Annotated in this window: 29 protein-coding genes; 15 read left to right on the forward strand and 14 right to left on the reverse strand. The window is 51.2% G+C overall.

What is annotated here, in order from left to right:
• Window positions 1-13: 13 nt before the first annotated feature.
• The 9 genes from PsAD46_RS19420 to PsAD46_RS19460 all read right to left on the reverse strand — a co-directional run bounded on the left by PsAD46_RS19420 (window position 14) and on the right by PsAD46_RS19460 (window position 8362).
• Window positions 14-862, reverse strand: a complete 849-nt coding sequence (locus PsAD46_RS19420) for a head maturation protease, ClpP-related (RefSeq protein ID WP_063290975.1) — start codon at window positions 860-862, stop codon at window positions 14-16.
• Window positions 859-2085, reverse strand: a complete 1227-nt coding sequence (locus tag PsAD46_RS19425; RefSeq protein ID WP_063307645.1) for a phage portal protein — start codon at window positions 2083-2085, stop codon at window positions 859-861. Before PsAD46_RS19425 ends, PsAD46_RS19420 begins: the two co-directional genes overlap by 4 nt.
• Window positions 2082-3800, reverse strand: a complete 1719-nt coding sequence (locus PsAD46_RS19430; protein WP_063307646.1) for a terminase large subunit — start codon at window positions 3798-3800, stop codon at window positions 2082-2084. The genes PsAD46_RS19425 and PsAD46_RS19430 overlap by 4 nt, the downstream gene beginning before the upstream one ends.
• A gap of 13 nt (window positions 3801-3813) precedes the next feature.
• Window positions 3814-4290 (reverse strand): hypothetical protein, encoded by a 477-nt coding sequence (locus PsAD46_RS19435; RefSeq protein WP_063307647.1) that lies wholly within the window; start codon window positions 4288-4290, stop codon window positions 3814-3816.
• A 177-nt stretch (window positions 4291-4467) separates the two neighbouring features.
• The gene (locus tag PsAD46_RS28665) at window positions 4468-4791 is read right to left on the reverse strand and encodes an HNH endonuclease signature motif containing protein (RefSeq protein ID WP_063307648.1); all 324 of its coding nucleotides are present in this window, start codon (window positions 4789-4791) and stop codon (window positions 4468-4470) included.
• Window positions 4792-5012: 221 nt separating this feature from the next.
• Window positions 5013-5615, reverse strand: coding sequence for a transcription termination/antitermination NusG family protein (locus tag PsAD46_RS19445; RefSeq protein WP_063307649.1), 603 nt, complete (start codon window positions 5613-5615; stop codon window positions 5013-5015).
• Window positions 5612-6922, reverse strand: a complete 1311-nt coding sequence (locus PsAD46_RS19450) for a helix-turn-helix domain-containing protein (RefSeq protein WP_063307650.1) — start codon at window positions 6920-6922, stop codon at window positions 5612-5614. Before PsAD46_RS19450 ends, PsAD46_RS19445 begins: the two co-directional genes overlap by 4 nt.
• Complete coding sequence (locus tag PsAD46_RS19455; protein ID WP_063307651.1) at window positions 6919-7227, reverse strand: winged helix-turn-helix transcriptional regulator; 309 nt, start codon at window positions 7225-7227, stop codon at window positions 6919-6921. The genes PsAD46_RS19450 and PsAD46_RS19455 overlap by 4 nt, the downstream gene beginning before the upstream one ends.
• Entirely contained in the window at window positions 7220-8362 is a 1143-nt protein-coding gene (locus PsAD46_RS19460) for a site-specific DNA-methyltransferase (protein WP_063307652.1), read from the reverse strand. The genes PsAD46_RS19455 and PsAD46_RS19460 overlap by 8 nt, the downstream gene beginning before the upstream one ends.
• A gap of 48 nt (window positions 8363-8410) precedes the next feature.
• Between PsAD46_RS19460 and PsAD46_RS19465 the strand changes: the two genes are divergently transcribed.
• Window positions 8411-8824 (forward strand): helix-turn-helix transcriptional regulator, encoded by a 414-nt coding sequence (locus tag PsAD46_RS19465; RefSeq protein WP_109315953.1) that lies wholly within the window; start codon window positions 8411-8413, stop codon window positions 8822-8824.
• A 24-nt stretch (window positions 8825-8848) separates the two neighbouring features.
• Here the strand turns inward: PsAD46_RS19465 and PsAD46_RS19470 are convergent, their stop codons facing one another.
• Window positions 8849-9337, reverse strand: a complete 489-nt coding sequence (locus PsAD46_RS19470) for a hypothetical protein (RefSeq protein WP_063307654.1) — start codon at window positions 9335-9337, stop codon at window positions 8849-8851.
• Window positions 9338-9694: 357 nt separating this feature from the next.
• On the opposite strand from PsAD46_RS19470, the gene PsAD46_RS19475 reads away from it, so the two are divergent.
• Together PsAD46_RS19475 and PsAD46_RS19480 are read left to right on the forward strand one after the other, a co-directional pair.
• Window positions 9695-10201 carry a helix-turn-helix transcriptional regulator gene (locus tag PsAD46_RS19475; RefSeq protein WP_063307655.1) on the forward strand — a complete coding sequence of 169 codons (507 nt, stop codon included), beginning with the start codon at window positions 9695-9697 and terminating at the stop codon, window positions 10199-10201.
• 72 nt (window positions 10202-10273) lie between these two features.
• Complete coding sequence (locus PsAD46_RS19480; RefSeq protein ID WP_063307656.1) at window positions 10274-10525, forward strand: hypothetical protein; 252 nt, start codon at window positions 10274-10276, stop codon at window positions 10523-10525.
• Between the two features lie 438 nt (window positions 10526-10963).
• Here the strand turns inward: PsAD46_RS19480 and PsAD46_RS19490 are convergent, their stop codons facing one another.
• Window positions 10964-11848 (reverse strand): hypothetical protein, encoded by an 885-nt coding sequence (locus tag PsAD46_RS19490; RefSeq protein ID WP_153040790.1) that lies wholly within the window; start codon window positions 11846-11848, stop codon window positions 10964-10966.
• A gap of 50 nt (window positions 11849-11898) precedes the next feature.
• Here PsAD46_RS19490 and PsAD46_RS19495 point away from each other — a divergent pair, with 50 nt between their 5' ends.
• From PsAD46_RS19495 to PsAD46_RS19530, 8 genes are all read left to right on the forward strand, one after another.
• A complete protein-coding gene (locus PsAD46_RS19495; protein ID WP_063307659.1) occupies window positions 11899-12192 on the forward strand; it encodes a hypothetical protein in 294 nt (97 codons plus the stop codon).
• Window positions 12193-12243: 51 nt separating this feature from the next.
• Window positions 12244-12462 carry a hypothetical protein gene (locus PsAD46_RS19500; RefSeq protein ID WP_063305360.1) on the forward strand — a complete coding sequence of 73 codons (219 nt, stop codon included), beginning with the start codon at window positions 12244-12246 and terminating at the stop codon, window positions 12460-12462.
• A gap of 15 nt (window positions 12463-12477) precedes the next feature.
• Window positions 12478-13215: a hypothetical protein gene (locus PsAD46_RS19505; protein ID WP_063290962.1), complete on the forward strand. Its 738-nt coding sequence runs from the start codon at window positions 12478-12480 to the stop codon at window positions 13213-13215.
• Between the two features lie 185 nt (window positions 13216-13400).
• The gene (locus PsAD46_RS19510; protein WP_063305361.1) at window positions 13401-13676 is read left to right on the forward strand and encodes a hypothetical protein; all 276 of its coding nucleotides are present in this window, start codon (window positions 13401-13403) and stop codon (window positions 13674-13676) included.
• 2 nt (window positions 13677-13678) lie between these two features.
• The gene (locus PsAD46_RS19515; RefSeq protein ID WP_063305362.1) at window positions 13679-14326 is read left to right on the forward strand and encodes a hypothetical protein; all 648 of its coding nucleotides are present in this window, start codon (window positions 13679-13681) and stop codon (window positions 14324-14326) included.
• Between the two features lie 129 nt (window positions 14327-14455).
• Window positions 14456-14659 (forward strand): hypothetical protein, encoded by a 204-nt coding sequence (locus PsAD46_RS19520; protein ID WP_063305363.1) that lies wholly within the window; start codon window positions 14456-14458, stop codon window positions 14657-14659.
• Window positions 14660-14676: 17 nt separating this feature from the next.
• Window positions 14677-14928: a hypothetical protein gene (locus PsAD46_RS19525; protein WP_063289144.1), complete on the forward strand. Its 252-nt coding sequence runs from the start codon at window positions 14677-14679 to the stop codon at window positions 14926-14928.
• A 2-nt stretch (window positions 14929-14930) separates the two neighbouring features.
• Window positions 14931-16031, forward strand: coding sequence for a tyrosine-type recombinase/integrase (locus PsAD46_RS19530; RefSeq protein ID WP_063307660.1), 1101 nt, complete (start codon window positions 14931-14933; stop codon window positions 16029-16031).
• A 194-nt stretch (window positions 16032-16225) separates the two neighbouring features.
• Here the strand turns inward: PsAD46_RS19530 and PsAD46_RS19535 are convergent, their stop codons facing one another.
• Window positions 16226-17209 carry a phytanoyl-CoA dioxygenase family protein gene (locus PsAD46_RS19535; RefSeq protein WP_084404484.1) on the reverse strand — a complete coding sequence of 328 codons (984 nt, stop codon included), beginning with the start codon at window positions 17207-17209 and terminating at the stop codon, window positions 16226-16228.
• Between the two features lie 180 nt (window positions 17210-17389).
• Between PsAD46_RS19535 and PsAD46_RS19540 the strand changes: the two genes are divergently transcribed.
• The 4 genes from PsAD46_RS19540 to cbiB all read left to right on the forward strand — a co-directional run bounded on the left by PsAD46_RS19540 (window position 17390) and on the right by cbiB (window position 21584).
• Window positions 17390-18232 carry a hypothetical protein gene (locus tag PsAD46_RS19540; protein WP_063292386.1) on the forward strand — a complete coding sequence of 281 codons (843 nt, stop codon included), beginning with the start codon at window positions 17390-17392 and terminating at the stop codon, window positions 18230-18232.
• Between the two features lie 119 nt (window positions 18233-18351).
• Window positions 18352-19521 (forward strand): alkane 1-monooxygenase, encoded by a 1170-nt coding sequence (locus PsAD46_RS19545; protein ID WP_063292385.1) that lies wholly within the window; start codon window positions 18352-18354, stop codon window positions 19519-19521.
• An 85-nt stretch (window positions 19522-19606) separates the two neighbouring features.
• Entirely contained in the window at window positions 19607-20629 is a 1023-nt protein-coding gene (gene cobD / locus PsAD46_RS19550) for a threonine-phosphate decarboxylase CobD (protein ID WP_063307662.1), read from the forward strand.
• Entirely contained in the window at window positions 20616-21584 is a 969-nt protein-coding gene (cbiB, locus tag PsAD46_RS19555) for an adenosylcobinamide-phosphate synthase CbiB (RefSeq protein ID WP_063292383.1), read from the forward strand. Before cobD ends, cbiB begins: the two co-directional genes overlap by 14 nt.
• Here the strand turns inward: cbiB and PsAD46_RS19560 are convergent.
• A complete protein-coding gene (locus PsAD46_RS19560; RefSeq protein ID WP_063289151.1) occupies window positions 21577-23019 on the reverse strand; it encodes a cobyric acid synthase in 1443 nt (480 codons plus the stop codon). The genes cbiB and PsAD46_RS19560 overlap by 8 nt on opposite strands.
• 42 nt (window positions 23020-23061) lie before the next feature.
• Window positions 23062-23691: a cob(I)yrinic acid a,c-diamide adenosyltransferase gene (gene cobO, locus PsAD46_RS19565; protein WP_063305369.1), complete on the reverse strand. Its 630-nt coding sequence runs from the start codon at window positions 23689-23691 to the stop codon at window positions 23062-23064.

Genomic DNA, 23691 nt, shown 5'->3' on the forward strand with positions numbered 1-23691 from the left:
AATGTTCTCCGATTTACATGGAATCCAATTTATCGAGGAGGCTTTGCACTCCTGCTCGAACGGCAGCGCCAGACTTGCCGGATGGAGCAGCGCCAGACGTGCTCCCTTTCAAAGCCGCACAAAGTGAGCGACGTTTTGATTTTGGTACGTTGAGACGCGCAAGGAGGATATCAAGCTCCTTCTGCGCAGCATTTGGTGAGGGCTTATCGGAAGCTTGGCTTGGAGCCTGCTCAACTTCATCACTTGGAAGAAGCGCATCTGCAAACCCTTGTTCAACAGCACTCTCACCATTGATCCAGGTCTCTTTGTCGAGCTGGTTGCTCAGCTCTTTTTCCGAGATCTTGGTGCGTGCGTGATAGATGCTGACTGCCGCATCATCAAACGGCTTTAGCCAATCGGCAACCTCAAGGAACGCATGGCGATCACCGCATGCACAAACCCATGTGTTATGGATCATCAAGAACGCCGCTCGCCCGATCTGGATTTCATCTGCTGCCATTGCAATGACAGAAGCTGCCGATGCTGCTAACCCCAGCACCTTCACAGTTACCTTTGCCTTGTGCTCACGCAGCAGATTGTAAATCGCCAACCCTTCGAAGAAATCACCACCCGGAGAGTTGATCGAGACAACCACATCCTTCTCACCAATATTGCGCAGCGCCGCTGAAATTCGCTTGGCAGTCACCCCGTCATACATCCAGCTCTCGCCAATTGGATCGAGGATGGAAATGGTATTCTCGCCGTCCTCACCAGCTGCTGCCTTGATATCGGGATTCCAGCGCTGCTGTACGCTTTCAGCAATCGCACTTTGAAGACCTTTCCCAGCCAGTACCGGGACATTTGGCAAATTGCGGATGCTCATTTGTCTTCCTTTCCTAGCAAGTCGACCAGTCCCATAGAGGTTTGAACAACTAGCTCATCACTGTTGCCGCCACGCCGAGGCAGATTGAGCTTGTCGCGACCTTCATCGCCAGACATGAAGCCGCCCATGCGCATTTTCAGGAGGAAATCACCCTTGGCTTTACTGTCCATTTGCAGCATGGCTTCACGGTTATATTCCGCGTACCAGCGCTTTCGCTTCTCAATCGGAATGAGGTCTTTCAGGATGCGTTTTTCATACTTGACCAGCAGTGGATTAATTCCGAGAGTCAACCACGACAACATCACCGCTTCTACGCCACTGCCCCACATTGTTTGGCCCTCTGCTGAGTGACCAATCACAATCGGGGGAACACCAAACCATCTGCAAACATCTTCAACGCTGTAACGCCTCGTTTCCAAGAGCTGTGCATCTTCTGGGTTCATCTGAAGCTGCTTATAAGCAAGGCCAGCCTCCAGCGTTAGAATTTTGCCCGCCTTACTCGATCCTGAGAATTTTGTGAGGATCGCCTGAAGCTGGTCTCGCTGCTCCGCATTAAGGCTATGATCAGAACTCAAAACACCCGCAGCCATCATCGCATTGGAGAAAACACTGCCTGCTGTTTCGTCGGCAGCTATCGCGGCACCTATCGAGTTTGCTCCGTATTTGATCGCTGACATGCCAAGCCCATCACCAGCACCAAAGCCGCGCAAGTGAAACACCTTCTCAGCAGGCAAAGTGCTATGCTTGCCCCGATCACAAATGTCGTAAACCAGCTCACTAGCTGAGTTCCGCTTCGGGGTAATGTTCAGCAGGGGCTTCAACCCAACTAGCCTTTTCCCTAAGAAGATCTTCTCTGCGCAGCCATTGCCGCGCAAAACTGCATGAGCAGTCATCCCCTCCCAGAATTCAACAGCGGTTTGCTCACGATTTGGGGTTTCACAGAGGATCTCACACAAGTCGTCTTCAACCTTCACTCTGCTGTCGCCCTCACCCTTCTCATAAATCGCGAGAGGAAGGGTTGAGACCACCTGCGCAGTTTTGCGAACGCAGTCCCAAACCGCAGAGACAGCCAGAGCTGTAGTGGCATTGACGGTTTTGCCCGCAGCAGAAGAGTGCCCGCCAACAGACCAAGGGTCCCCTCCGCTGAAATTGACCCACCCGGACTCACCTGCACGCAACTCTTGCTTAATGCCGCGAGCTGCTGCTTTTAGAAATCTGATCATATAACCATCACCGGATTGTTGAGGAAATCATCCAGGCCATTATTACCTTCAGCCACCGGATGACGACTCATAAGATCGAATGCATTGAACGCTGCTGTAAGCGGGTCAATTTTCATAACCCCTGCGGCTTGCTTGGTCACATAGTCAGCGTTGCCGCGCCTTTCGGTTTTGGCGTTGGAAACACACCACGCCATCATCCGCGAACCGCCGTGAACCAGAGATTTGTCTGCGAGTTTTCGTGCCATGCCTTTGGTTACACCTGAGAGCTTATAGCCTTGAGGCACACCAACGACCTGCTCTTGTTTGACCTCCCGCTCAATCAGTTCATCAATGATTGTTGCAACTCCAACCGGATCCAGCCCGATTGCGTTCTCTTTGGGAAACAGGCCACGGTCCAGAACTTGCTCCATGTAGTCGGCAACAATTAGAGCATCGTCCTCCGCATTCTCGCAGATGAACAGATCACCATCTTTCGCAAAATCCAGAAGAGCTGTTGCAATCTGCTTGCGTTTTTCCAGCACACTGTTGTGGCAACACGCACAAGCCCAAAGCAGCCACCTGTTCTTATCCCTCTCACTTTCTTTTTCACGCCCGATAAAACAAAGCCCTAAAAGGTCATCCATTCCACCGCCATCAACCCCAGCAGTCACGACTTCACATCGATCCAGAAACTCTTCAAAATCCCGGATGGCAGTGAACTCAGCATCCCGCCAATAGTCGGCCCCAGCCCATCTATCTCGCCGCAGGTTCATGCCGATTGGCACATTCAGATGCTTGGCAAGGAAGCTCTGCTTGTCTTCTTCACCCGTTCCATCCATGGCTTCACGAAGTTTGGATTCCAGCCAATTCTTACGAACGGAACGCCCTAGATTGGGATTGGTGATGTAGTAGTTTTCCGGCTTCAGGTAATCCTTGTTCTTGAGCATTGCTTTTGGGAACTCGTAGAGAACTCCCAGCCGCTCAGGATCGTGAATTTTCCCGTCGCGTACATCGCGGTAATATTCAAGTTTACTCTTCCACACCCCTGCTGGCGGCTCATCGGAATGCGTGGTCAGGTAAACAACAAACCCTTCAGGACGAGCGATCAATCCGCCAGTGGCCTCCTGCAGCATGGCAGCAGCCTTCGGCTTCTTGCCAAACAACCACAGCTCATCAACCAGAACGAAGCCAGCTTTTTTGCCAGATAACGTGTCGCTGTCAGCCGCCACAATCTTGAGGTTTGAGTTTGTGGTCTCATGTTTGATTGTTCGCTGGTGCGTAATCACCTTGAGGATGCTTTTGAGTTCTGGATCGTAGGAAACCATCGCCGCAGCAGGATCAAAGCAATTGTTGGCGACCTCAATTGTAGGAGCCAACAGCAGCAGCTCATTGAGGTGACGCCAGTTGCGAATAAGCGCTGTCACCATAATCCCTGCTGCTATGGTGGACTTAGCGTTCTTCTTTGAGATCAGGAGCAGGAACTCGCTGATCAAACGCTGCCCTTGTTCCGCGTCATAGGCTCCAAAGATCGCACCAACAAAATCAAACACCCACTGGTCACAGCACTCACCAAATGTCGGCATTCCCGGAACATCAACCACCTTGAGCGACTTGAAGACATTCAAAGCCGCCTCTGCTTCAGCAGAGAACAAAGGATCGAAGGGAATGAGAGATTTCCCTTGAGCAATCCGTTGTTCCCAATCCACGCAGGCTGTTGACCAGTGCTGAGGTTTCAAGACAAATCTTTCTTCAGTTGATCAGCTGAGGAGCTTGGGGAGGTGCATACTTCCCGTCATAGGTTTCTGCTGTTTTCTTGCGCTCTTCTTTTTTGCCAAGCGCTTTTTCAGATGCAGCAGGAACACTCTTTCCGCGGTTAGCAATCGCCTCTGCAAGCTTGTCACGATCAGAACTCTCAAGCCGTGAGAAGATCTCTTTGATCGCTGACACTTTCCCGGCTTCAGCCATGTCCATGAGCTTGCCCAGAAGCTTGGCTTCTACCCTCGCCCGCGCATCATCCTTGACCTTGAGCTGACGAAAATAATTCTTGCGCAAAGTAGGAGCTGTGATCCCTAAAGCTGCTGCAATTTCATCCTGAGTTTTCCCAAATGCCAGTAACTGCATGACAAGTCTACGCTTTTCGTCTGTCACCACATGAGGCGGACGCCCTCGTTTTCCAAATCCTTCAGGGATTGGATCGCCTAGCAGGTCAAAATCGAAGTCGGCCAAAAAAAAATCTCTCAGTTATAATGGGGCGGGTAAGGGCCATTCAGCCCCCGGACTTTCACCCCACCCCCCATTTTCCCTTTAAAATCAACGACTTGGCAGTCCAGCCGCTAAAGCCTTCACAGCCGTCTCAGAGGCGCTCAACAGCTCCCGAGCAACTCATCCAAACTGAATTTCACTTTATAAATCAATGGCTTCGCAACGCATCCGCCGCGCCTTTGCTGTCTTCCGGTTGTGGCACCACGTGCAAAGGCATTGGATGTTGCCCGGATCGAGGTCAGCGCCGCCATCCTTGCGCTCGACGATGTGGTCAGCGATGAGCTTGTGTTGCAGCTTCGAGAAGTCCTTGCCGCACATCTCGCAGACATAGCCGCGCAGCTGCTTGATGTACTTGGCGAGAGCCTTCCATTCAGCCGTGAGGTAGAACGGATCGACCGCCTTCGGCGCTTTGCGCAGCGTTGAGCCCAATGTGTTCAGGCGTGGTGTGATGGATTTGAGTGGCAACGGAAGCAGCCTTCAAACAGAAAAAAGGCCCGCTTCTCAGCGAACCAGTTAACGCACTCCGCATGCGTGTTAAAATTCCATAGAAACTCTTCGCGCCAACTCCGCCTCTCGGCGTCTTATGTTGACTGGGTCTCGTGTCTGGGTCGCTTCTGTTTGGTGTAGCGGGTTCTAGCCGCTCAGGCCCCAAGAGATTCACGTGATCGTCCTAGGGCTCATCATGGTTATCCTTGCGTAAGTTTGTCAACTGTCACAGTTGCCTTAACCACTCGCCCGAATGCTTCAACCTCCACATCGACCAGCTCACCGCGCTTCCTAACATCGCGCACCACACCCTTCAATTGAGCACCGGTTCCAGCTTCCAACAGAATATCACTGCCAATGCTAAGCAGCTGACCCTTAATCAGTTTACGTCCAACCTCAGCATCGCAAGCCGTATCAATGACACGAAGCATTTCTCGCACCGGCACGCGATGTGGCGCTCCCTCTGGAGTGCTCGAAAGAATTTTTTCCACACCATCACATTGTCGAACTAAATCGCAGGTCTGGCCAACATTCGCAGCCAACCCTACGAACAAGTAACGAGGGAACATCAGACAACTCACGGCGATCCGTTTCTTCCTTGTCTTCGATTTCCGATCATCAGTCATCATCGGCAAGTAACCGATCAGACCAGCAGCAGTGATACCCTCGAAAGCACGGTCCTCGCATTTCGGATTGGTTCGCACCACAATCCACTCAAGCGAGCTGCTTCTGATGAGCGAACGCATGAACTGATAGTTGCGCTCAAGCGCTCGTCTTTCCTCGTTGGGAGCAGTCTTCGTCATTCAGCAGCCTCCTGAGTTGCCGTTGTGGTGTTGGTGACTTGATTGTGCGCTGCTTCAAAGCTCTCGAGAGCTGCTGTCACAGCCTCAAGCAAAGTCTCGTATTCATCACCAACAAGTCTCGGCATCCAGACCCACTCTGGCAGCGCATGATCAGGAGCAAACCTAGGCCAGCCGCGCTCCTGGTGAAGCTGCTTCCAAGCCTGCCAGATCTCGCTGCCAACCTTCACAACTTCAAACTCATCACCCAACGAAGACAGCTCACTCGGGACTGTTCCACCACTTCGCTTTCGTTCGGCAGCTTGATGCATGAGAACAACCGAGTCCCAACCGTATTTCGACAATCGGTCCAGCTTCTCTTGCTTCTCGATATCTCCCCCAGCCGTTAGTCGCCCTTGGATTATTGAAGGTGGTTTCGGAAAGTGCTCAGGCGCAAGGGGAGGCTTGAGCAGTTCGGAAAACCGATAAGCTCCCCAAAGCTTGCCATAGGGCTTGGCTATCTGCACCTCACCGCCCTCATTTCCAGAGCCTTTGGGCAGCAGCTCCCACCGCTTTTCCTTGAGATAAGTCAGCAGAGAGCAAATCTTGGTGCGACCTAAATCCCTGATGTGTTTCTCGTAAGATTTCGCCAGCTTTGCAGCTTGATTGCGTTCCTCCTCAGTCAGTCCAAACCACAGCCGCTCAGCAGCTTCCACACTGTCGCCTGCCCCTGTCGACCAGCCAGCATGAACCTTTTTCAGCCTTCGAACCCACGTTTCACGAGAGACTTTGCCTTTATTGTCATTTTTTACATTCTCGCTCTTACACGCGCCATCTCTCTTCTGGACTGGTATTGGATTGTTAAATGGACTGTTCTTATCTTGGTGCACGTCGTGCACCACCTTAGGTGCATCAGGTGCACCACCTTCATGCACCTCGTGCACCACCTTTTTTGAGTGAGCTGGTGCATCTGGTGCACCGCCTTCCTCCTCAAACTCGGTAGTTTTAACCATCCGCTCAGATAAGCTGGGCGCAACTAAATCACGCTCAGGCCACCGCGCCACGTACTCATGGCGCTTCCATCTTTGCCCTCTGAAACCATGTTGGCTGACCTTGATCCAACCAGCTGCACGAGCCGTCTCGATATGGTTGAGAACTGCCCGCTTGCTCAGCCCGCTATACTCCATCAAATCTTCAATTGACGGATAGCAGCTCTCCCCCATCGTGTTCATGAACATGCTCAAGGTTTGCAGCACATGCTTTGTGGTCGCCGGAAGTTCAGACTGGCAGAAGGCTTGCCGCCAATTCCATGCCTTTCGGTCTCCGCTCATGTCCAGCCCTCCATTTCCATTTCAGGAGACTTGAGCATGTAGTCGTTTCGCCTGAGTTTTGCGCCCGTCGCATCAAAGCGCCGTACACCAATCCAGCCAGCCCGTTGTGCCCTCTTGAGGTGCTTGGTCACCACCGGTTTGCTCAAGTTGGCCCGCTCTGCCAGATCGCTAACGGGCACCGTAAAAACCTCACCAACGCCGCCGACAAACAAGCTCAGTGTATGCAGTACTAAGCAGGTGCCGGATTCCATATGGTATTGCGAGAACTCGCGCCGCCACTCTTCAATGTTCCGAAATTCACGCACTGCAAGCCTCCATTGGCTCAAGGTGAGAAAAGAGCGGCCCTGCATCATCATCTGCCGCTGATTGATGGGATTTTCGTTCTGCTGGCCCCATCCAGTCTTGTTTGATGCGTTCTTGCGCAATCGCTGCATATTCTGGATTGAGCTCAATCAGGATCGCTTGCCGACCAAGGCGTAGCGCGACTAAGCCAGTCGTGCCAGCACCACCAAACGGGTCCAAAACAACACCATCTTTCGGACAACCCGCTTCAATGCACCGCCGCGCTAATTCAGGAGGAAACGTCGCAAAATGAGCACCGGGGAATGGGCGCGTTGCCACATTCCAAACTTCAAGCGGAGCAGGCTCATAGTTGCGAAGATTGCGCCCATTCGCCTGCTGTTCCTGCTTGGTCATCTGGTCCCAGCGGCCATCAAATCCGGCGTGTCGTTGCCTGTGACCGCGCTGCTTATCCGATACAAGCTTGTTTCCTACGCTCTTGCGCTTCCCTGCAGAATTAGCCGTGTAGGAACCACCTCGGAAGCCATTTGCATCCTCAACACCGACGCGCCCTTGCCGGACCGCAGCAGCATCGTAGAAGTAGCGTGGGGACTTTGTGACAAGCCAGATCTTCTCATGTGCGCCTGCTGGTCTGTCCCGTACGCTTTCCGGCATAGGATTAGGCTTTGCCCAAATGATCTCACCGCGTACCCACCACCCCGCATCTTGCAAGGCAATTGCAAGCCGGTTTGGCACCATGCAAAGGTCTTTGGGCTTCAAACTGCCTTGAATGGTTGAGAACGGTTTTTGGGTGAATGTCCGGTCGTCTTTTCCTGTTCGGATCCGCCCGTCTGCATCAGACTTGTGCCCTGCCGGACTGGTTGCGTAGCAGTCGCCGTAATTGATCCAGCAAGTACCTTCTGGTTTCAGCACCCGCCGCACTTCCTCGAATACTTCAACCATCTTATCGAGATGTTCTTTCAGCGTTGGCTCAAGCCCGAGCTGCCCCTCAACTCCATAATCACGCAGCCCCCAATAAGGAGGGGATGTGACGACGCAATCAACTGAGTTGTCAGCCATTTCACGCAAACGGTCGAGCACATCCCCCAACCGGAATTCGCAAGGTAGATCGCCAACAAAGATGTATCCAGGAGAGGTCATGCAGCAACCCTCCCGAGGGATTCCGCAGATCGACGCTTAGGCGAATGCGTGTTGCAATCGGCATCGCAAAAAGATGCAGAGAGCCTTGCCGGATGCGCCAACATGGCAAAGCCCTCTGCGCACACTGGCGGGAAAGGAACAGCCAGCATGGGTGATGATGAAAGTTGGGAACGTCGCAGACGAAATCTCGCTGCACTTATCGCGTATAAACGCTTGAACCCGGCACAGATTTCAGAAAAAGCGGGTTTTAGCAAAAACACCATAGGAAAGTTTATTAGAGGCGAGACCCATTCTTTACGCTGGGATACCCTTGACGCCATCTGCAAGATACTTGATCTACCAAACGCAGATCGGCTTAACAGCGAAAACCCTCTTTCAAGTTCCAAAAATGAACTCCAAAAGAGAATAGAAGCTATGTCTGAGGATGAAGCCGCAGATCTATTAGAAGCACTCAATAAATAATTTTGCTGGTTCCGCCCCCTCACCTCAGATTACTCCTTGCTCTTCAGAACGCGAACGAAGAGCACAAAGCCCGTGAATAACTTCTTTGATGAGTTCAATTTTGGCGTTGCAGTAATCACTGTCATTCTCAGCTAACGACTGAGTGAGAATTGCAACTAAGTTCAATAGCTTTTGCGATAAATCGACAACTCCCAAGTCTAGGGCATTTGTCTTTTGACAAACCTCAGGAACCGGAACAAATACACCACCACCCAGTTCACAAAGTTGCGCTAAGAGCGGAGCAATTTCACCTGCCTCTCTTCTGTCTAAGATCATATCGGCCAGCACATCAACAGGCATGAAAACGTCTGTATGCCTAGGATTACCCGTGTTCCCGTAGTCACTCAGAGTTTTCGGGTTTACACGAGTGATCATCGCAGCACTCTCCTGCCCACCACAAAGTGCGGTTGTCCGATGAGTTGCTTGCTTAATTGCGCGACGATCCTTGTCGCCCGTTGGTCTTTCAAGCTTCATTCTCAACTCCCCAATTTGCAGCCTTATTGGGGGATGACGCGACTTCACTTAACGCAGAAACTTCTGTGCGTAAATCGACAAGTCGTTGACTCTGCTCTGGAGTGAGCGTGACAGTCTCAACAGTGTGAGGGATATCATGAATAGCACAATGAACGAGTATTGGAAAAACGTATTTCCTTGGAATTCCGCCGTTTGTTCCGCCTCTCTCGGCAGGAACACGCCACTTTTTGACAGTATGTTCGCTTGTACCGAGCAGTCTTGAGACAGCTCTCAAACCGCCCAAATCTCTAATTACAGTTGTAGCAGGTTCCATAGATCATGCCCAATTTGTGCGATAACAGCCCAAACAGAACATATATGTTCGATATTAGTCAATTGGAAAATGTTTCGTATTGGTCTAAAAAAGCACAAGACAACAATAACAACAGAGTGCATAACATGATTATGCCTACAACTACCGCAAGTGAAATCCTAGCCAAGTGGCTTGCAGATGCTTTGGACAAGGCCGGAAAAAGCCAGTCTGACCTTGCGCGCGATCTCGATCTAAGCTCCCAAAAAGTTAACCGCATGGTACAGGGAGCTAGAGAGATTTCTGGCGTAGAGCTTATCAAGATATCGGACGCGCTAAACGTACCCATCCCATCCCTCTCAGACACCAATGCGATGAAAGAAACCGCGCCTACGCCCCTCGATGCGAACGACACGCAAACCCAGAGAAGCGCAGCAGGTAGTTTCAGTGAAGAAGCTTACGACAAAGCCTTCACAGCAGCTCTAGAGATTGAGAAGCGCGAATTTGGCGGCAACATGCCCCTGCAGGACTTCATAAATGCTGTGACCATCGGTCTCAAACGCCAAAAGAAGTAAGTCCTGTACCGCACATATATATTGCTCATAAATGCAAGTTGTGCTCAGATATCACCCGAGAGGGCTTGTGACATGGACAGTTTTAAGAATTTCCCTGATCAGTTAATTAATGTAAATAATCAAAAAAAATCCAGTAACTTTGAAAAACTAACCTATCTAGCAAATGTTATAGACTGCAATCATATTCTTCAATGGGAATGTATACAGCAATTCGGCCACTGTGACTTTGAAAACCTTAAGTCACTTGATCAAGAGTTACTCTACTTCAAAAGCCGAAAAGCTATCATCAGAGAACTTGAACGCATCAAAGCATTTGCATCATGAATTACACAGAAGAAGTCCCAATCAACTTGGTTGAACGCGGACTTGCAAACTCCCGCGCTCAACATCTTTACAGGATCTGGTCATCTGAAAGGACGAACCCAGGCCTTCCTACAGATCTTTTGAAACAGAGCCCGCACTTACTTTTAATGTCAGGCGAAGCCCCAAAAGGTGACAGCCCAGAAATACTCTTTGTCGGACACAAAACACTATTAGGAAAACTCATTCCCAAAACGCTTGAACCAGAGGACAGCACCCCAAAAGCCCTTATTGAGCCCAACTTTCGCCACCAAGTGCACCCTGGCTTTCTTACCGCCATTTCGGGTGATCCAATTTACGAAGTCATTTCTTCCCTCTGCTATCCGAACGGCAATGCAACCCAACTGGTTTACGAACGCATTCTGCTCCCATGGAGACTCCACAACGGCCTCGTTCAAATAGTTAGCTATGTGATACCAAGGGGAATTCAGCAGCTAGAGCATCCATCCAATCCAATGCCCACTCGCGGCGATTCAACGCCATCACGAGATCACTGTCAATCGTTGAAGGCTTCTCATCCCACCGAACACCGACTGGATGAACCGCTGAGAAACCATAAGCCAGAGGGTATCGCTTACACCACATCTTTGGCCTCACCCAACAATACAACCAGTCCGGATTCCATCGCTGAAGAGCAATTGCCATAGCCAAAGGGGAGAAGTGAATATGCACTTTTTTCCCCTGCCATAGCCGCGCTACCCACAGCTCTCCCAAATAACAAACTCGCCCAGACACCTCCCTGAGGTATCTTGGTTGATCTGTTGCCAGCGTTGCTCCATTCCCAAGCTCCCCCGGATAACAACGCTTCCAATACTTAGCCAAATGCCGATCAAGCGTCTGAGCACCCAGCAGATCCAAACGCACCGCACCTAGCGCGATAGTTTCCCCCTCCTCCGTAACAGCCCGCAACCAAAATGCATTTTCCGGCGTATAGGTATTTAGCGCCACCTGAAAATGCTCCGATAAAGCGCGCTTATCCGTCGCTTCCGCAAAGCGCTCAAACTTATCGAAATCGCTTCCGTACTCCATCCTCAAACCGAGTTGAAATAGACGGCTTTCCAAGCCGCAAATCACACGTGCAAATACACTCGGATTACCCTCACCAAACTCGACTTTTCCATACATCTCCATAGATACCTCCATGATATTCGACATGCGTATGGTCTTTTTTCGCACAATTTTAATTGACATATTGTGCGAATTATGCACAAACTCTATGCGATGATACTTCGATAATCGAAGATATTCACAACCATAGAGTGAGTTTTGTGAATAAATCTCACTCATGTGCATCGACGTTAGGTGAGTTTTTTCGACGTTTTTAGGAGGATTTCTTGATGCATAGCGCCACAATCATCCAATTCCCTGCGATCAAACAGAGCTCAGCTCAAACACTCTCCAAAACCGTACAGCAAGTCGGCGAAGAAGCGCTCGCCCAGACGAAGGACGCTCATAGAGACCTCTGCACGTTCCTCTCTGACTTGAGCTTCATGGTCAAAGAGACCCCACAGGATCGACGCGCGATCAGCGCTCGCATCCTCGCCATGCACGAAACTCTCACCAACGCCGATATCGCGCTGGTGAAGATGCTTCAGCAAATGGAGGCCGCAACTCCAGCAGGTACTCTTTAGAGCCTCCAACACCTCACCTCTTCGCTCCCCTCAATCACGAGGAACAGTCCCATGAATAGCATTGAGAAAGTCGTATCTAGTAATCTCTGCCGCGAGATCCTGTTCCACGTGAACGAGGCCGCGAAGCTATCCGTTCTGGTGGTCTTCGCCATAGTGCTGCTGCTCCTCGCCCCCGCCCTTGATGAAACAGTAATCGAGGCAAAACAGAGCATCTCCTCTGAGTTCATCAGCACCCAGCTTTCCTCTTTTGACGTCCTAAACGAACGCTAGAAGGTTCATGCGCCTATGAAACGTAAAGCGAAATTCCAGACTGAAGCCGAGATGTGCTCAGTGTTCCTAAAGAACTTGCCGGAAGGCTGGACCGCTTACCCGGAATGGAACAATTGGGACATTGTTTTGGTCCGCGACTGCGATGGCTTTCAAATCGGCATAGAAGCCAAGCTGCGCTTAAACGCCAAGGTCGTCACTCAAGCTGCAGAACGCGCCTATGAGATCACCAAGCCGGGACCAGATTGCCGTGCGATCCTCATTCCCGAGGGCCACAGAAACGATCTGGCCTTCATTTGCGGACTACTCAATCTGCAAATCATCGAAGTGCGCGACGAAGTGAAGAGCCCCAAATACGACGAATGGTTCTCGCCATCGCTCCCCGTTCTTGATCAATACAATTTCACGTATTTTCCTGAGTTCTTTCCTCTTTCCAGAATGCCATTGCCTGAGATTGTTCCAACTGTAGAAGCTGGCAAACCCTGCCCTACTCGCCTCACAGATTGGAAGATCAAAGCGATCAAACTTTCCATTCTGCTCGAAAAGAACGGATTTGTGACCCGCAAAACCTTCAAAGAACTGGAGTTGAGCCCGACGCTATTTATTTACGCGGGCAAGAATTGGATGGAACGAGGCTCCACCCGAGGACACTGGCAGAAGACCGGAACCTTCCCCGATTTTCGGAACGGCTTTGAAGCGAACTACGCAGAGCTGGAACAGCTCTTTCCTGATTGGTCCCAACAGTTGAGCCTTTAACATGCAAGCAGAACTCTTCAATCTTTCCGCCAGCCGGACCTCTCACGAACTCATCGCAATGGAGGAAGCAGCATGACCTTCCTTCCCCTCATCTTCACTGTAAACACCCTCCGCATGTGGCAGCTCTACTGGTTCGGAATGGAGCCGGCTCGCTATGGAACAGCCCTAGAGCAGGAGAACGAGCAATGAAGTGCCCTAGCTGCGTTGGAACCGGACGCGATGACTATTTCCACCTTGCATTAAGCGAGTGCGAACGCTGCAACGGAACCGGCTCTCTCCCAATTGAAGACCTCAATCCGTCTGCCCTGAAGACTGCTTCGAAAGCTTTTTGGGAAACTCAGTCTACGAGCAACCAAGTGCCTTTCGACGAACTCACCCTGAGCAATCAAATGGACCTCTCTTGGCACGCTGCGAAGATCATTCTCGCCTACCAAGAACGCGACGAAGAAACACGGAGCTAACCATGCCAGTCTTAGCACCTAAAGCCACAGCGTCAGCAGTCGAGACCATCAAAGAAACAGCCAGAACCGCTGGCTACTCTATGCCTGCATTCAAGCGGATCATTGAGGAGTTTATCTACCCTCTTCGCTGGTCAGAACGGCAGTCTCGCCCGTCTCACGATCCTTACTTTAAGACCTCCGAGTTCTACTCAAAGCCACCTCTTATGCTCTACATGATCGTGCGCAGGGACTGGTATAACGGGAAAACCGATTGGCTTGCATACTTCCAGCGCTCCAACGGCATCTATTCTTCAGACAACAAACCACACAGCACATTCGAAGAAGCAGAAGCAGCCTGCAACAAGTTCCACCGCGACCACGTCTTGAAACTTATCGACCTGGAGGCAGTTTGCAGCGAGGTCTTTGAGATGGTGGCGAACATGCTGGAAGCCCAAACCGGCACAGCCGACAAAACCCCGTGCCCCTCCTGCTCTGGCAACGATGCAAACCGTTGCGACTGCGTAGAGGATTACTGCACCTGCACGCTCCCTCGCACAAATTGCGACCATTGCAACAACAAAGGCTGGCTACCCCAAACACCCGCCAGCAACCTCCTCACTGAAGAGGAGGGCAAGCTGGCAACATTCCAGCACGTTACCCACGCCCATTAGCATTGCCGAGGTTACTCCTCCCAAGCGCGAAAGCGTCGCCTCGGCATGAGCGGCTCAGGAAAGGCGCACCTGAGCCGCTACCCACCCTTCTCAACACTGGTCGCAACCTAAGCTCAAAGAGGCACAGCAATGAGATTGGAAACAGAAGTCAACCCAATTCATATCGGCATTACACTGACAACCAAACCGGAAGCCTTAGCAGAGCTACTCACCGCCGTTGCTGTTAACGCTCCCTCTGAGCTTGCCGAGCAAGTCAACGAGCATATGCCGGAAGCCCTACGCGACCGCACATCCAACCTGCTTGAGAAACTACTCATCGCAATCTCAACCTGAAACCAATGAGGTGATAAATGTTAGATGGCAAAACCAATCCGTTGAACTTCCCGCCTCGCGGTTTAGGTAGAGTGGATGCCGCCAAGTACATTGGCATAAGCGCAAGTCTTTTCGATGAGCTGGTTGCAAAACGTTTGATGCCTGATCCTAAAATGATGAACACCAGAAAAGTCTGGGATATCCGAGAGCTGGACAGAGCTTTCGATGAGCTCCCGCATTCCAACCAATCAGCAACAACAAACAGCAACCTACCAAGCGACTTCGTGTAACCATGAGCACAACAAAGTTCAAAGGCGTTCATACCGAACGAGATCGACACGGAAAAATTCGCAGGTACTTTCGCAAAGACCGACAGTCACGCAGAATCCGCCTTAGAGAAGAGCCCGGAACACAAGCTTTTCTTGATGAGATCGCCCGCGCTCAGCTTGGGTTAACAAAGCCTGCACCCCTGGCAAAAGATAAGCCGAAGAAGACTATTCGAAAGGTAAAAGGAACATTCGGCTGGCTGGCAGAGGAGTATCTCAGTCGAGTAGGACCCACCTTTGCAAAGTCAACAGTAGACCAAAAACGCCGAGTGCTCACCGCTATTGGCGACGAAACGTGCTTGAGCGCCTCTGCGTCTGCTTTGCGAGATATGGACTATCGCGGACTAACCAAAGCACACGTCACTAAACTGCGCGATCAAAAAGCCGGTACTCCTGAAGCAGCAAATCACCGTGTGAAAGCTCTATCAGCCCTTTTCGAGTGGGCTTGCGGAGAAGCTGAACTTGCAGAAACCAACCCCGTCCATGGGGTCAAGAAGTTCAAGTCAAACACGACCGGCCATCATACCTGGACACAAGATGAGATGGACCAGTTTGCTGCTCACCATAGCCCAGGTTCAAAAGCCCACCTGTGCTTCACAGTTTTACGCTACACCGGCTTGCGCATATCCGACGTTTCTCGACTTGGACCAAAACATCTCTACACTGATCGCGAAACAGGCTTGCTTCACTTTAAGATTGCAACCAAAAAGAATGAGAACAACACCTCGAAGGTGATTGATATGCCGGTACTCCCGCCACTAGCATTGGCTATCAAAGATCTCGATGAACAGGCAACGTTCGTCCAGACACAGTGGGGAAAACAGTACTCCATAAAAAGTCTTGGGAACCGCTTCAGCACTTGGTGCAATCAAGCAAATCTTCCTCATTGCTCCGCTCACGGAATCAGAAAAGCTGATGCCGTTCTGGCTGCTGAACAAGGCGCAACCGCTCATGAACTACTGAGCATGTTCGGCTGGGAGAAACTAAGCACCGCCGAAATCTATACGCGAAAAGCAAACGCAAAAAGACTGAGCCAAACAGGCTCTTCAAAACTGCTAAAAAAGTGAGGGAAACCAATTTGCTAAGTCTTTGATTTTTAGTCCTTAGACTTTCCCTCACCTACCAACTAACAATATGATTATTCAAATATAAATCGCTTCGGCAGAGGCCTCCATTTTTCTTCCTTTGCATTGATAGTAAAAATCTTTTCGCCTTTGGGGCCTAGAAGAATTGCGCCTTGCAATCAGTCTTGCCTCACGTTTTACAACACCGGTGGCGCGTCTATTTTTACGCGACCAATCTCCCGGTGATGGCTCGGTTTTCCTGTCAGCTTGCTCCTGAAATTCAGATAACCCGAATAAATTTCCGACTGACGCCCTTTTACACCCGGCAGTGAGCGCAAGTCTAACCCAGGCCATGGGAAGTAAGGTGATCGGCGCAAATCTGCGAAAAGGCCGACACGAGCACCTGGGCGCGTTGCAATCCCGCGGCGGTGGAACCCATGCGTATCAGCAATCACCAGTGAGTTTGCCGGCACATCAAAGCAGACGGGTTCACCATATCCCATCCTCAAAATATCTTCCTCACTGGCTCGAAAAGAACCCGCTGCATGCATGCCATCTGGATGCTGAACCGCATTCAAGCTCTGTTCAAACTCCCAGGCAGTCCGCTCCGGCGTATAACGATGAGACCCCGGCACGTAATGAAAAGGTCCATCAGCAACATCAACATCGCGCAAAAACAACCACGCTTTCGATGTGGCGTGGAATGTATCCATATGAAAATCAGTTTGCGGGTCTTTCCTCGTTTTTTCCAAATCCCACAAAACGGCATGCAAAAACACAATGGGATCCGCATTGTAAGACGCCACATAGCGCATCGCATTTTGCAAATAAGGATCGCGAACTGCCCTGCTCAAACCCGGTAGGTCTTTCAGCACCGAAGGCGGCAACCCAATGAACCGCGTCACCGTTTTCCCCTGCCGCATTTCACTTGCGGCAAACGCATTCGTGGCAATCTCATCCTGAACTTGCGCAAAAACATCCTTGGAGAGGAAATTCTCTTTCACTACGTATCCATTACGATGAAAAAACGCTTTATCTTCCTCTGGCAGAAAGCGCACCATCTGACGACGGCGCAGTGCAGCCATTTTTTCAGCCCACGCCACACGCTTCAGATAAAACCCACGCTCATTTAACCAGCGACTTCCGATAATCGGATTTTTCTTAAATGACTTTTGTCCCATCAAGGCATCAAGAGCCCAGATAGGACTTTTTAAAATTCGCAACACACGAGCCCCCACTCCTCTGACAAAACGGCCAGAACCTGTGCAGTAACAAACACACTACGTATTCCTGTGTCCATTTGCCATTTAAACTCATCAAGCAGGCTATTGCAGCACTGATGATTTAAAGGGCAATTTCCGATGAGCGATACACTTGATCAACCAACTAAGCGCTCAGCTCCCAAACGCCGCAAAAAAAGGCGTCGCAAAGCCGAGTTTGCCTCCGAAAGCGACATGTGCACCCATTTCATCAACAAGCTTCCCGAAGAGTGGGTCGCCTACCCGGAGTGGGGCAACTGGGATATTCTGCTTGTCAGGAAGAAAGATGGGTTTCAGGTTGGCATCGAGGCCAAGTTGCGCCTCAACGCAAAAGTCATCTCTCAATCTGCAGAAACCGCCTATCACTGCGACAAACCCGGGCCGGATTGCCGAGCAATCCTGATTCCAAAAGGCTCCAATCTCGACTTTCAACCGGTTTGCAACATACTATCTCTGCAGATCATTGAGATTGAAAGCGAAATCTCTAAAAGCCCAAGTACCGTCAGTTGGTATCGGCCCAAACTCCCCAATCCAGATCGCGCATCCCCAGCAGGAAACTTCAAAGAGTTTTATCCCTCCGAACGACTGGAACTCCCTGAAATCATTCCAATTGTTGCAGCTGGCAAGCCCTCGCCCATCAAGCTGACACCGTGGAAAATCAAAGCCATCAAGCTTGATATTTTGCTGCAAAAGCATGGCGTGGTTACGCGCAAACTGTTCAAAGCCCTCAACCTCAGCACAACGCTCTTCCTTCATTCCGGCAATGGCTGGATGTTGAAGGGATCAGAACGGGGTGCATGGACACGCGGCCCCAGTTTCCCCGATTTCAGAATAGGGTGCGAAGAGAACTATGACGAGCTGGAAAAGCGTTACAAAACATGGGTTAAAACCTTGCCGATGGAAGGCATCCTCGCACCGGAAACCGAAAAAGAACCTGCCTCATGAGCGAATGAGCAGCCCTTTGTTGTTGCATGCAGAACAAACACCCCGAAACAACAGAGTTTCACTTGACCTAAATAGCTGCTAGATTACCCTTAGGTAAACCAAGCATCTGGGAGGGAGCGATGGTTTTCAAAACGCAAGATGAGACGGGCACACTCAAAACATTCAGGGACGCAAAGCGATATTACTGGCTAATTGCTTATGCCAGCAGCAGTGTCACGCTCATCACAGTCGCGCTTTATGCCTACACGCACGTCACAGCAACTCTGTTCATTCCCCTCGTTTACTTCTTCATCGTCATTCCCGGTCTGGACGCTCTAATCGGCGAAGACCAGTATAATCCGCCTGATGATGTGTTGATCCAGATGGCAGAAGATCCTTATTACAGCCGGCTTGTGCGCTGGCTGGTTCCATATTCGTGGATCAACCTTTTTGCAGGCGTATGGCTTGTTGGCACCTATGACCTCCCTCTCTGGCTGATTGCTCTGTTTGCCTTTGGCAAAGGCTTGTTCGGCTCTGGCACCATCATGCTTGCCCATGAGCTCGGCCACAAAACCAACAAGACAGATCAGTTACTGGCCAAGTTTGCCCTCGCAGTTGTCGGCTACGGTCATTTTTGCATTGAGCACAATCGCGGCCACCACGTGTATGTGGCAACGCCAGAAGATCCCGCCAGCTCCCGCATGGGAGAAAGCATCTACGCCTTCGCTTGGCGCGAGATCCCCGGCGCGTTCGTCAGAGGCTGGCAAAACGAAAAGGAGCGCTTGCACAAGAAAGGCCTCAGCACCTTCTCAGCGAAAAACGATATCTTGCAAGGCTACGCCATCACCCTGATTGTCTTTGGCATTTGCACCGCCCTGTTTGGCTGGAAGGTTCTGTTATTACTGGCAATTCAAAGCGTGGTTGCTTGGTATGGCCTGACGCAGGCAAACTATGTGGAACACTATGGCCTTCTGCGCCAAAAGGACAAGAATGGCAGATACGAGCGCTGCCAGCCGCGCCACTCATGGAACACAAACCACATCTTCTCAAACCTGAGCACGTTCCACCTGCAGCGCCATTCAGACCACCACGCCAATCCGCTGCGCCCCTATCAAACCCTGCGAAACTTCCCGGACTTACCCAGCCTTCCCAGCGGATATCCCGGCTGCTTCGCACTGGCGGCCATCCCTTCACTGTGGTTCAAAACAATGGACCCCAAAGTTCTGGAATGGGCTGGCGGAGACATCAACAAGGTCAATCGCGTTGATGGGTATGAACCTGTTGCATACTCTGCGCCGAACATCTGTTGAAACACGCAGAATACCACTGCATTTCATGGCAATCACACAGTCGCCCCGCTAAAACAGAATCAAGTTTTGAAGCGGGGTTAGACCAATGCAACATGGTGGCGATCTTTCAAAGGCAATTGCTGAGTTTGGCGGCGAGATCAGCGACTGGCTGGACCTTTCCACCGGCATCAATCCTGTTGCCTATCCAGCAGCAGAACACATCACGTTCCGCGGTCTGGCAGAGCTGCCAAGCGAAAGAGCCGAAGTCGCGCTGATTGAAGCTGCACGAAAGGCTTATCAGGTCGCGCCGCACTCAGGCATCACAGCAACACCCGGCACTCAGGCAATAATCACCGCACTTCCGCATCTACTGGGTGCCAGTTCTTCAATCGCAATTGTCGGTCCAACCTATGCTTCCCACGAAGAAAGCTGGAGAGCTGCTGGTGCGACCGTTCAATGCATTTCCGCTCAAGAAGCCCATACCGCTGCGACTGACCACCTCTTGCTTGTGAACCCAAATAATCCGGATGGTCATCTTTTCTCAAAAACCGAACTTCTGGAACTTGCAGTTAAGAGGAGAAAAGGCGGCGGCTATCTGATCATCGACGAAGCCTACATGGATCTTTATCCAGAAACCTCGATCATTCCTGAGCTTAATAACCTTCCAATTCTGGTCCTGCGCAGTTTCGGCAAATTCTTCGGCCTCGCAGGTTTGCGCCTAGGGTTTCTTGTTGGTCCCAAAGCAATCACAACCAAACTACAGAACCAGTTGGGCAGTTGGGCGGTGTCGGGCCCCGCATTGGATGTAGGCTGCGCCGCTCTGTCGGATCTGAACTGGCAAGACGAAATGCGTGCGTTTTTGAAAACGGAAATGGCCATCTTCAGAGCGACATTTCAAGACCATGGTACATCAGTCATAGGCCACACCAATCTCTATCTGTTGATTGATCATCCTTCTACTCACCAGCTCCACACAGCACTGGCGAAAGAGAAAATCTGGACACGCGTGTTCGATTACAGCGAAAGCTGGTTACGCCTTGGATTGCCTGCATCTCAAGCCGCCCGAAAGCGATTTACGCAAGCTTTCGAAAGTGTAGTGCGATCGGTTGAAAATCATGCTGCTCTTTGAAAACACACTCTGGGTCGTACTACTTGCCATTCTTCTGGATGCAATCATTGGCGACCCAAACTGGCTGTGGTCCAGACTGCCGCATCCAGTCACTTTGATTGGCAAGCTGATCTCCTACATGGATCACAACTACAACAAACTCGTGCACCAACGCTCAGCTCGCAAAACCAATGGCATTCTAACGCTTGTCTTATTGATCAGCAGCGCCGGCTTTGCTGGACTTGCACTCCAGTATCTGCTCGATTTCCTGCCATTTGGTGGCATTCTGGTCGCGCTGATCAGCATGACCTTGATCGCACAAAAAAGCCTCTACCAACACGTGGCAAGAGTGCGAGATGCCCTGCGAAACTCCGGCCTTACCGAGGCCCGCAAGCAAGTCTCCATGATCGTTGGCCGTAATCCTGAATATCTGGATGAAGCTGGCGTCAGCAGAGCAGCCATAGAATCATGCTCGGAGAACTTTTCAGATGGTGTGGTCGCGCCCATCTTCTGGTTTGCCGTTTTGGGCCTGCCTGGGCTGTTCATTTACAAAGCCGTCAACACAGCTGACAGCATGATCGGCCATAAAAACGAAACCTATGAGGACTTTGGCTGGGCCTCAGCACGGTTTGACGACTTGATCAATCTACCAGCCTCTCGCCTGTCCGGTCTGCTGATCGTGCTCGCAGCGCTCATTTCCGGCAGAGCTTATAAAACAGCACTCTCCACCATCCTTAGGGAAGCAAAAAAACACCGTTCACCCAACGCAGGCTGGCCCGAAGCTGCTATGGCAGGGGCGCTCGGAATAGCTCTAGCAGGCCCACGGCAGTATGCTGAATACCGTATTGAAGATCCCTTCATGAACGCAGAAGGACGCAAAATAGCGGATGCAGATGATATTGATTGTGCGCTGAAACTGATGGCAATTTCCAGCGTCCTCCTAGCACTCCTGATCGCAGCAATTTTAGTTATCTAATGCGGCTTTGAGCAATTTCCCAAAGCGCATCCAGATCAAGATGCTGCTCCAGATGATCCGCCAGCGCATCCAGCGCCCGTTCCACGCGGTGCTCGTATCCCAATTGAGAAACAGCCCCAAACCCTTTCAGGAATGCTGCACGAAACGCATCTGAGCCAAAGACGCCATGCATATAACACCCTGAAATCTGGCCGGTTTTCGAGATCGCACCATCCACGTGGTCTCCAAGGTCAACAAAGGGACGTTCACAATCCGGGCCAGACGTCCGCCCCACATGGATCTCATAACCTGTGACACTCTCACCACTCGGGACATGCAACCCGGTCTTCTCCGTGGTTTCCTTATGGGCTGTCAAAACCGTTTCAACATCCAGCAAACCAAGCCCGTCAACGGTGCCAGCATCACCTTCAATGCCTTCAGGATCCGCGATAGTTTTGCCAAGCATCTGGTAGCCGCCACAAATCCCCAGCACTTGCCCACCGCGGCGGACATGACCGTAAAGATCAATGTCCCACCCCTGAGCGCGGAAGAAGGCAATATCACCGATGGTGGACTTGGTCCCCGGCAGCAAAACCACATCCGCATCAGCTGGCAGCACCTCACCCGGGAGCACAAACTCCAGCGAAACATCCGCTTCCATGCGAAGTGGGTCAAGATCATCAAAATTCGCAATTCGGCTGATGACAGGAACCACAACCTTCAACTTACCGCGACTGGTGCTCTCAGACAGGTCCAGCGCATCTTCCGCAGGCAGGTCCATCACTTGCGCAAACCATGGCACCACGCCATTGCAGGGCCATCCGGTTTTGTCCTCAATAGCCGTTACACCTGAATCAAACAGTGAGGGTTCACCCCTAAACTTATTGATTAAAAACGACTTTATGCGTTTTACTTCACCACTTTCCAGCACAGCATGCGTTCCGACCAACGAGGCAATGACGCCGCCGCGATCAATATCTCCACACAGTACAACCGGTACATCTGCTGCCTCGGCAAAGCCCATATTGGCAATGTCACCGGAGCGCAGATTGATCTCAGCCGGCGAGCCGGCTCCCTCAACCAGAACCAGATCAGCCATTGACTCAACTTCAGCAAAACTCTCCATAACGTACTGGATAAGCGTGCCTTTTTGCCGACCAAACTCCGCCCCGCGCAACGTACCAAACCGTTTGCCCTGCACAATCACCTGAGACCCACTGTCGCTTTCAGGTTTCAAAAGCACAGGGTTCATATGCACGCTCAACGCAACATTTGCGCCTCGTGCCTGTAAGGCTTGAGCGCGCCCAATCTCTCCACCGTCAGCCGTGACAGCAGCGTTGTTAGACATGTTCTGCGGTTTGAACGGCTGAACGGAAAGACCACGCCGCGTGAAAGCACGCGCCAGTCCGGCAACAAGCACGCTCTTACCAACGTTAGAGCCAGTGCCCTGTATCATCAGGGCTGGCTTTCTTTTCTGCGAAACAGATGACGTCACAACTTAAAACTCAATGCCTTCCTGCGGCTTCACACCAGAGCGGAACGGATGCTTGATCTGGCCCATCTCAGTCACAAGATCAGCAATCTCAATCAACTCGTCCTTCGCATTCCGACCTGTGATAACCACATGAACATCATCAGGTTTTTCATCACGAAGGAAGGCTACGACACCCTCAAGCGGAATGTATTCATAACGCAGCACGATGTTCAGCTCATCCAACAAAACCATCTTATGTTCACGAGAACTGATCAACTCCTTTGCAGCATCCCAGGCAGCGTGTGCAGCTGTGATATCGCGCTGACGATCCTGAGTTTCCCATGTAAAGCCTTCGCCCATGCGTTTGATGGTGACGAGATCGGAGAAACGATCCAATGCCATGCGTTCACCAGTCTCCAGGCGGCCTTTCACGAACTGTACGACAGCCACTTTATGACCATGACCAAGGCTGCGGAAAATCATGCCGAAACCAGCGGTGGACTTGCCTTTCCCCTTGCCGGTATGGACGATCAGCAGTCCCTTCTCAATGGTCTTAGTCGCCATGATCTTATCGCGTGCAGCCTTCTTCTTACGCATCTTTTCAGCGTGGCGTGCGTCCAGATCTTCTTCACTCATGTCAGCCTTGGTAACCAT

Source organism: Pseudovibrio sp. Ad46, from assembly GCF_001623065.1.
In the GTDB taxonomy this organism is placed as follows: Bacteria; Pseudomonadota; Alphaproteobacteria; order Rhizobiales; family Stappiaceae; genus Pseudovibrio.

Bases quoted from the DNA above. Each gene is read 5' to 3' on its own strand.
- PsAD46_RS19420 (WP_063290975.1), bottom strand. From the start codon at position 862: ATGAGCATCCGCAATTTGCCAAATGTCCCGGTACTGGCTGGGAAAGGT.
- PsAD46_RS19425 (WP_063307645.1), bottom strand. From the start codon at position 2,085: ATGATCAGATTTCTAAAAGCAGCAGCTCGCGGCATTAAGCAAGAGTTG.
- PsAD46_RS19445 (WP_063307649.1), bottom strand. From the start codon at position 5,615: ATGACGAAGACTGCTCCCAACGAGGAAAGACGAGCGCTTGAGCGCAAC.
- PsAD46_RS19450 (WP_063307650.1), bottom strand. From the start codon at position 6,922: ATGAGCGGAGACCGAAAGGCATGGAATTGGCGGCAAGCCTTCTGCCAG.
- PsAD46_RS19460 (WP_063307652.1), bottom strand. From the start codon at position 8,362: ATGACCTCTCCTGGATACATCTTTGTTGGCGATCTACCTTGCGAATTC.
- PsAD46_RS19470 (WP_063307654.1), bottom strand. From the start codon at position 9,337: ATGAAGCTTGAAAGACCAACGGGCGACAAGGATCGTCGCGCAATTAAG.
- PsAD46_RS19475 (WP_063307655.1), top strand. From the start codon at position 9,695: ATGTTCGATATTAGTCAATTGGAAAATGTTTCGTATTGGTCTAAAAAA.
- PsAD46_RS19480 (WP_063307656.1), top strand. From the start codon at position 10,274: ATGGACAGTTTTAAGAATTTCCCTGATCAGTTAATTAATGTAAATAAT.
- PsAD46_RS19490 (WP_153040790.1), bottom strand. From the start codon at position 11,848: ATGAGTGAGATTTATTCACAAAACTCACTCTATGGTTGTGAATATCTT.
- PsAD46_RS19495 (WP_063307659.1), top strand. From the start codon at position 11,899: ATGCATAGCGCCACAATCATCCAATTCCCTGCGATCAAACAGAGCTCA.
- PsAD46_RS19500 (WP_063305360.1), top strand. From the start codon at position 12,244: ATGAATAGCATTGAGAAAGTCGTATCTAGTAATCTCTGCCGCGAGATC.
- PsAD46_RS19505 (WP_063290962.1), top strand. From the start codon at position 12,478: ATGAAACGTAAAGCGAAATTCCAGACTGAAGCCGAGATGTGCTCAGTG.
- PsAD46_RS19510 (WP_063305361.1), top strand. From the start codon at position 13,401: ATGAAGTGCCCTAGCTGCGTTGGAACCGGACGCGATGACTATTTCCAC.
- PsAD46_RS19515 (WP_063305362.1), top strand. From the start codon at position 13,679: ATGCCAGTCTTAGCACCTAAAGCCACAGCGTCAGCAGTCGAGACCATC.
- PsAD46_RS19520 (WP_063305363.1), top strand. From the start codon at position 14,456: ATGAGATTGGAAACAGAAGTCAACCCAATTCATATCGGCATTACACTG.
- PsAD46_RS19525 (WP_063289144.1), top strand. From the start codon at position 14,677: ATGTTAGATGGCAAAACCAATCCGTTGAACTTCCCGCCTCGCGGTTTA.
- PsAD46_RS19530 (WP_063307660.1), top strand. From the start codon at position 14,931: ATGAGCACAACAAAGTTCAAAGGCGTTCATACCGAACGAGATCGACAC.
- PsAD46_RS19535 (WP_084404484.1), bottom strand. From the start codon at position 17,209: ATGGGACAAAAGTCATTTAAGAAAAATCCGATTATCGGAAGTCGCTGG.
- PsAD46_RS19540 (WP_063292386.1), top strand. From the start codon at position 17,390: ATGAGCGATACACTTGATCAACCAACTAAGCGCTCAGCTCCCAAACGC.
- PsAD46_RS19545 (WP_063292385.1), top strand. From the start codon at position 18,352: ATGGTTTTCAAAACGCAAGATGAGACGGGCACACTCAAAACATTCAGG.
- cobD (WP_063307662.1), top strand. From the start codon at position 19,607: ATGCAACATGGTGGCGATCTTTCAAAGGCAATTGCTGAGTTTGGCGGC.
- cbiB (WP_063292383.1), top strand. From the start codon at position 20,616: ATGCTGCTCTTTGAAAACACACTCTGGGTCGTACTACTTGCCATTCTT.
- PsAD46_RS19560 (WP_063289151.1), bottom strand. From the start codon at position 23,019: ATGATACAGGGCACTGGCTCTAACGTTGGTAAGAGCGTGCTTGTTGCC.
- cobO (WP_063305369.1), bottom strand. From the start codon at position 23,691: ATGGTTACCAAGGCTGACATGAGTGAAGAAGATCTGGACGCACGCCAC.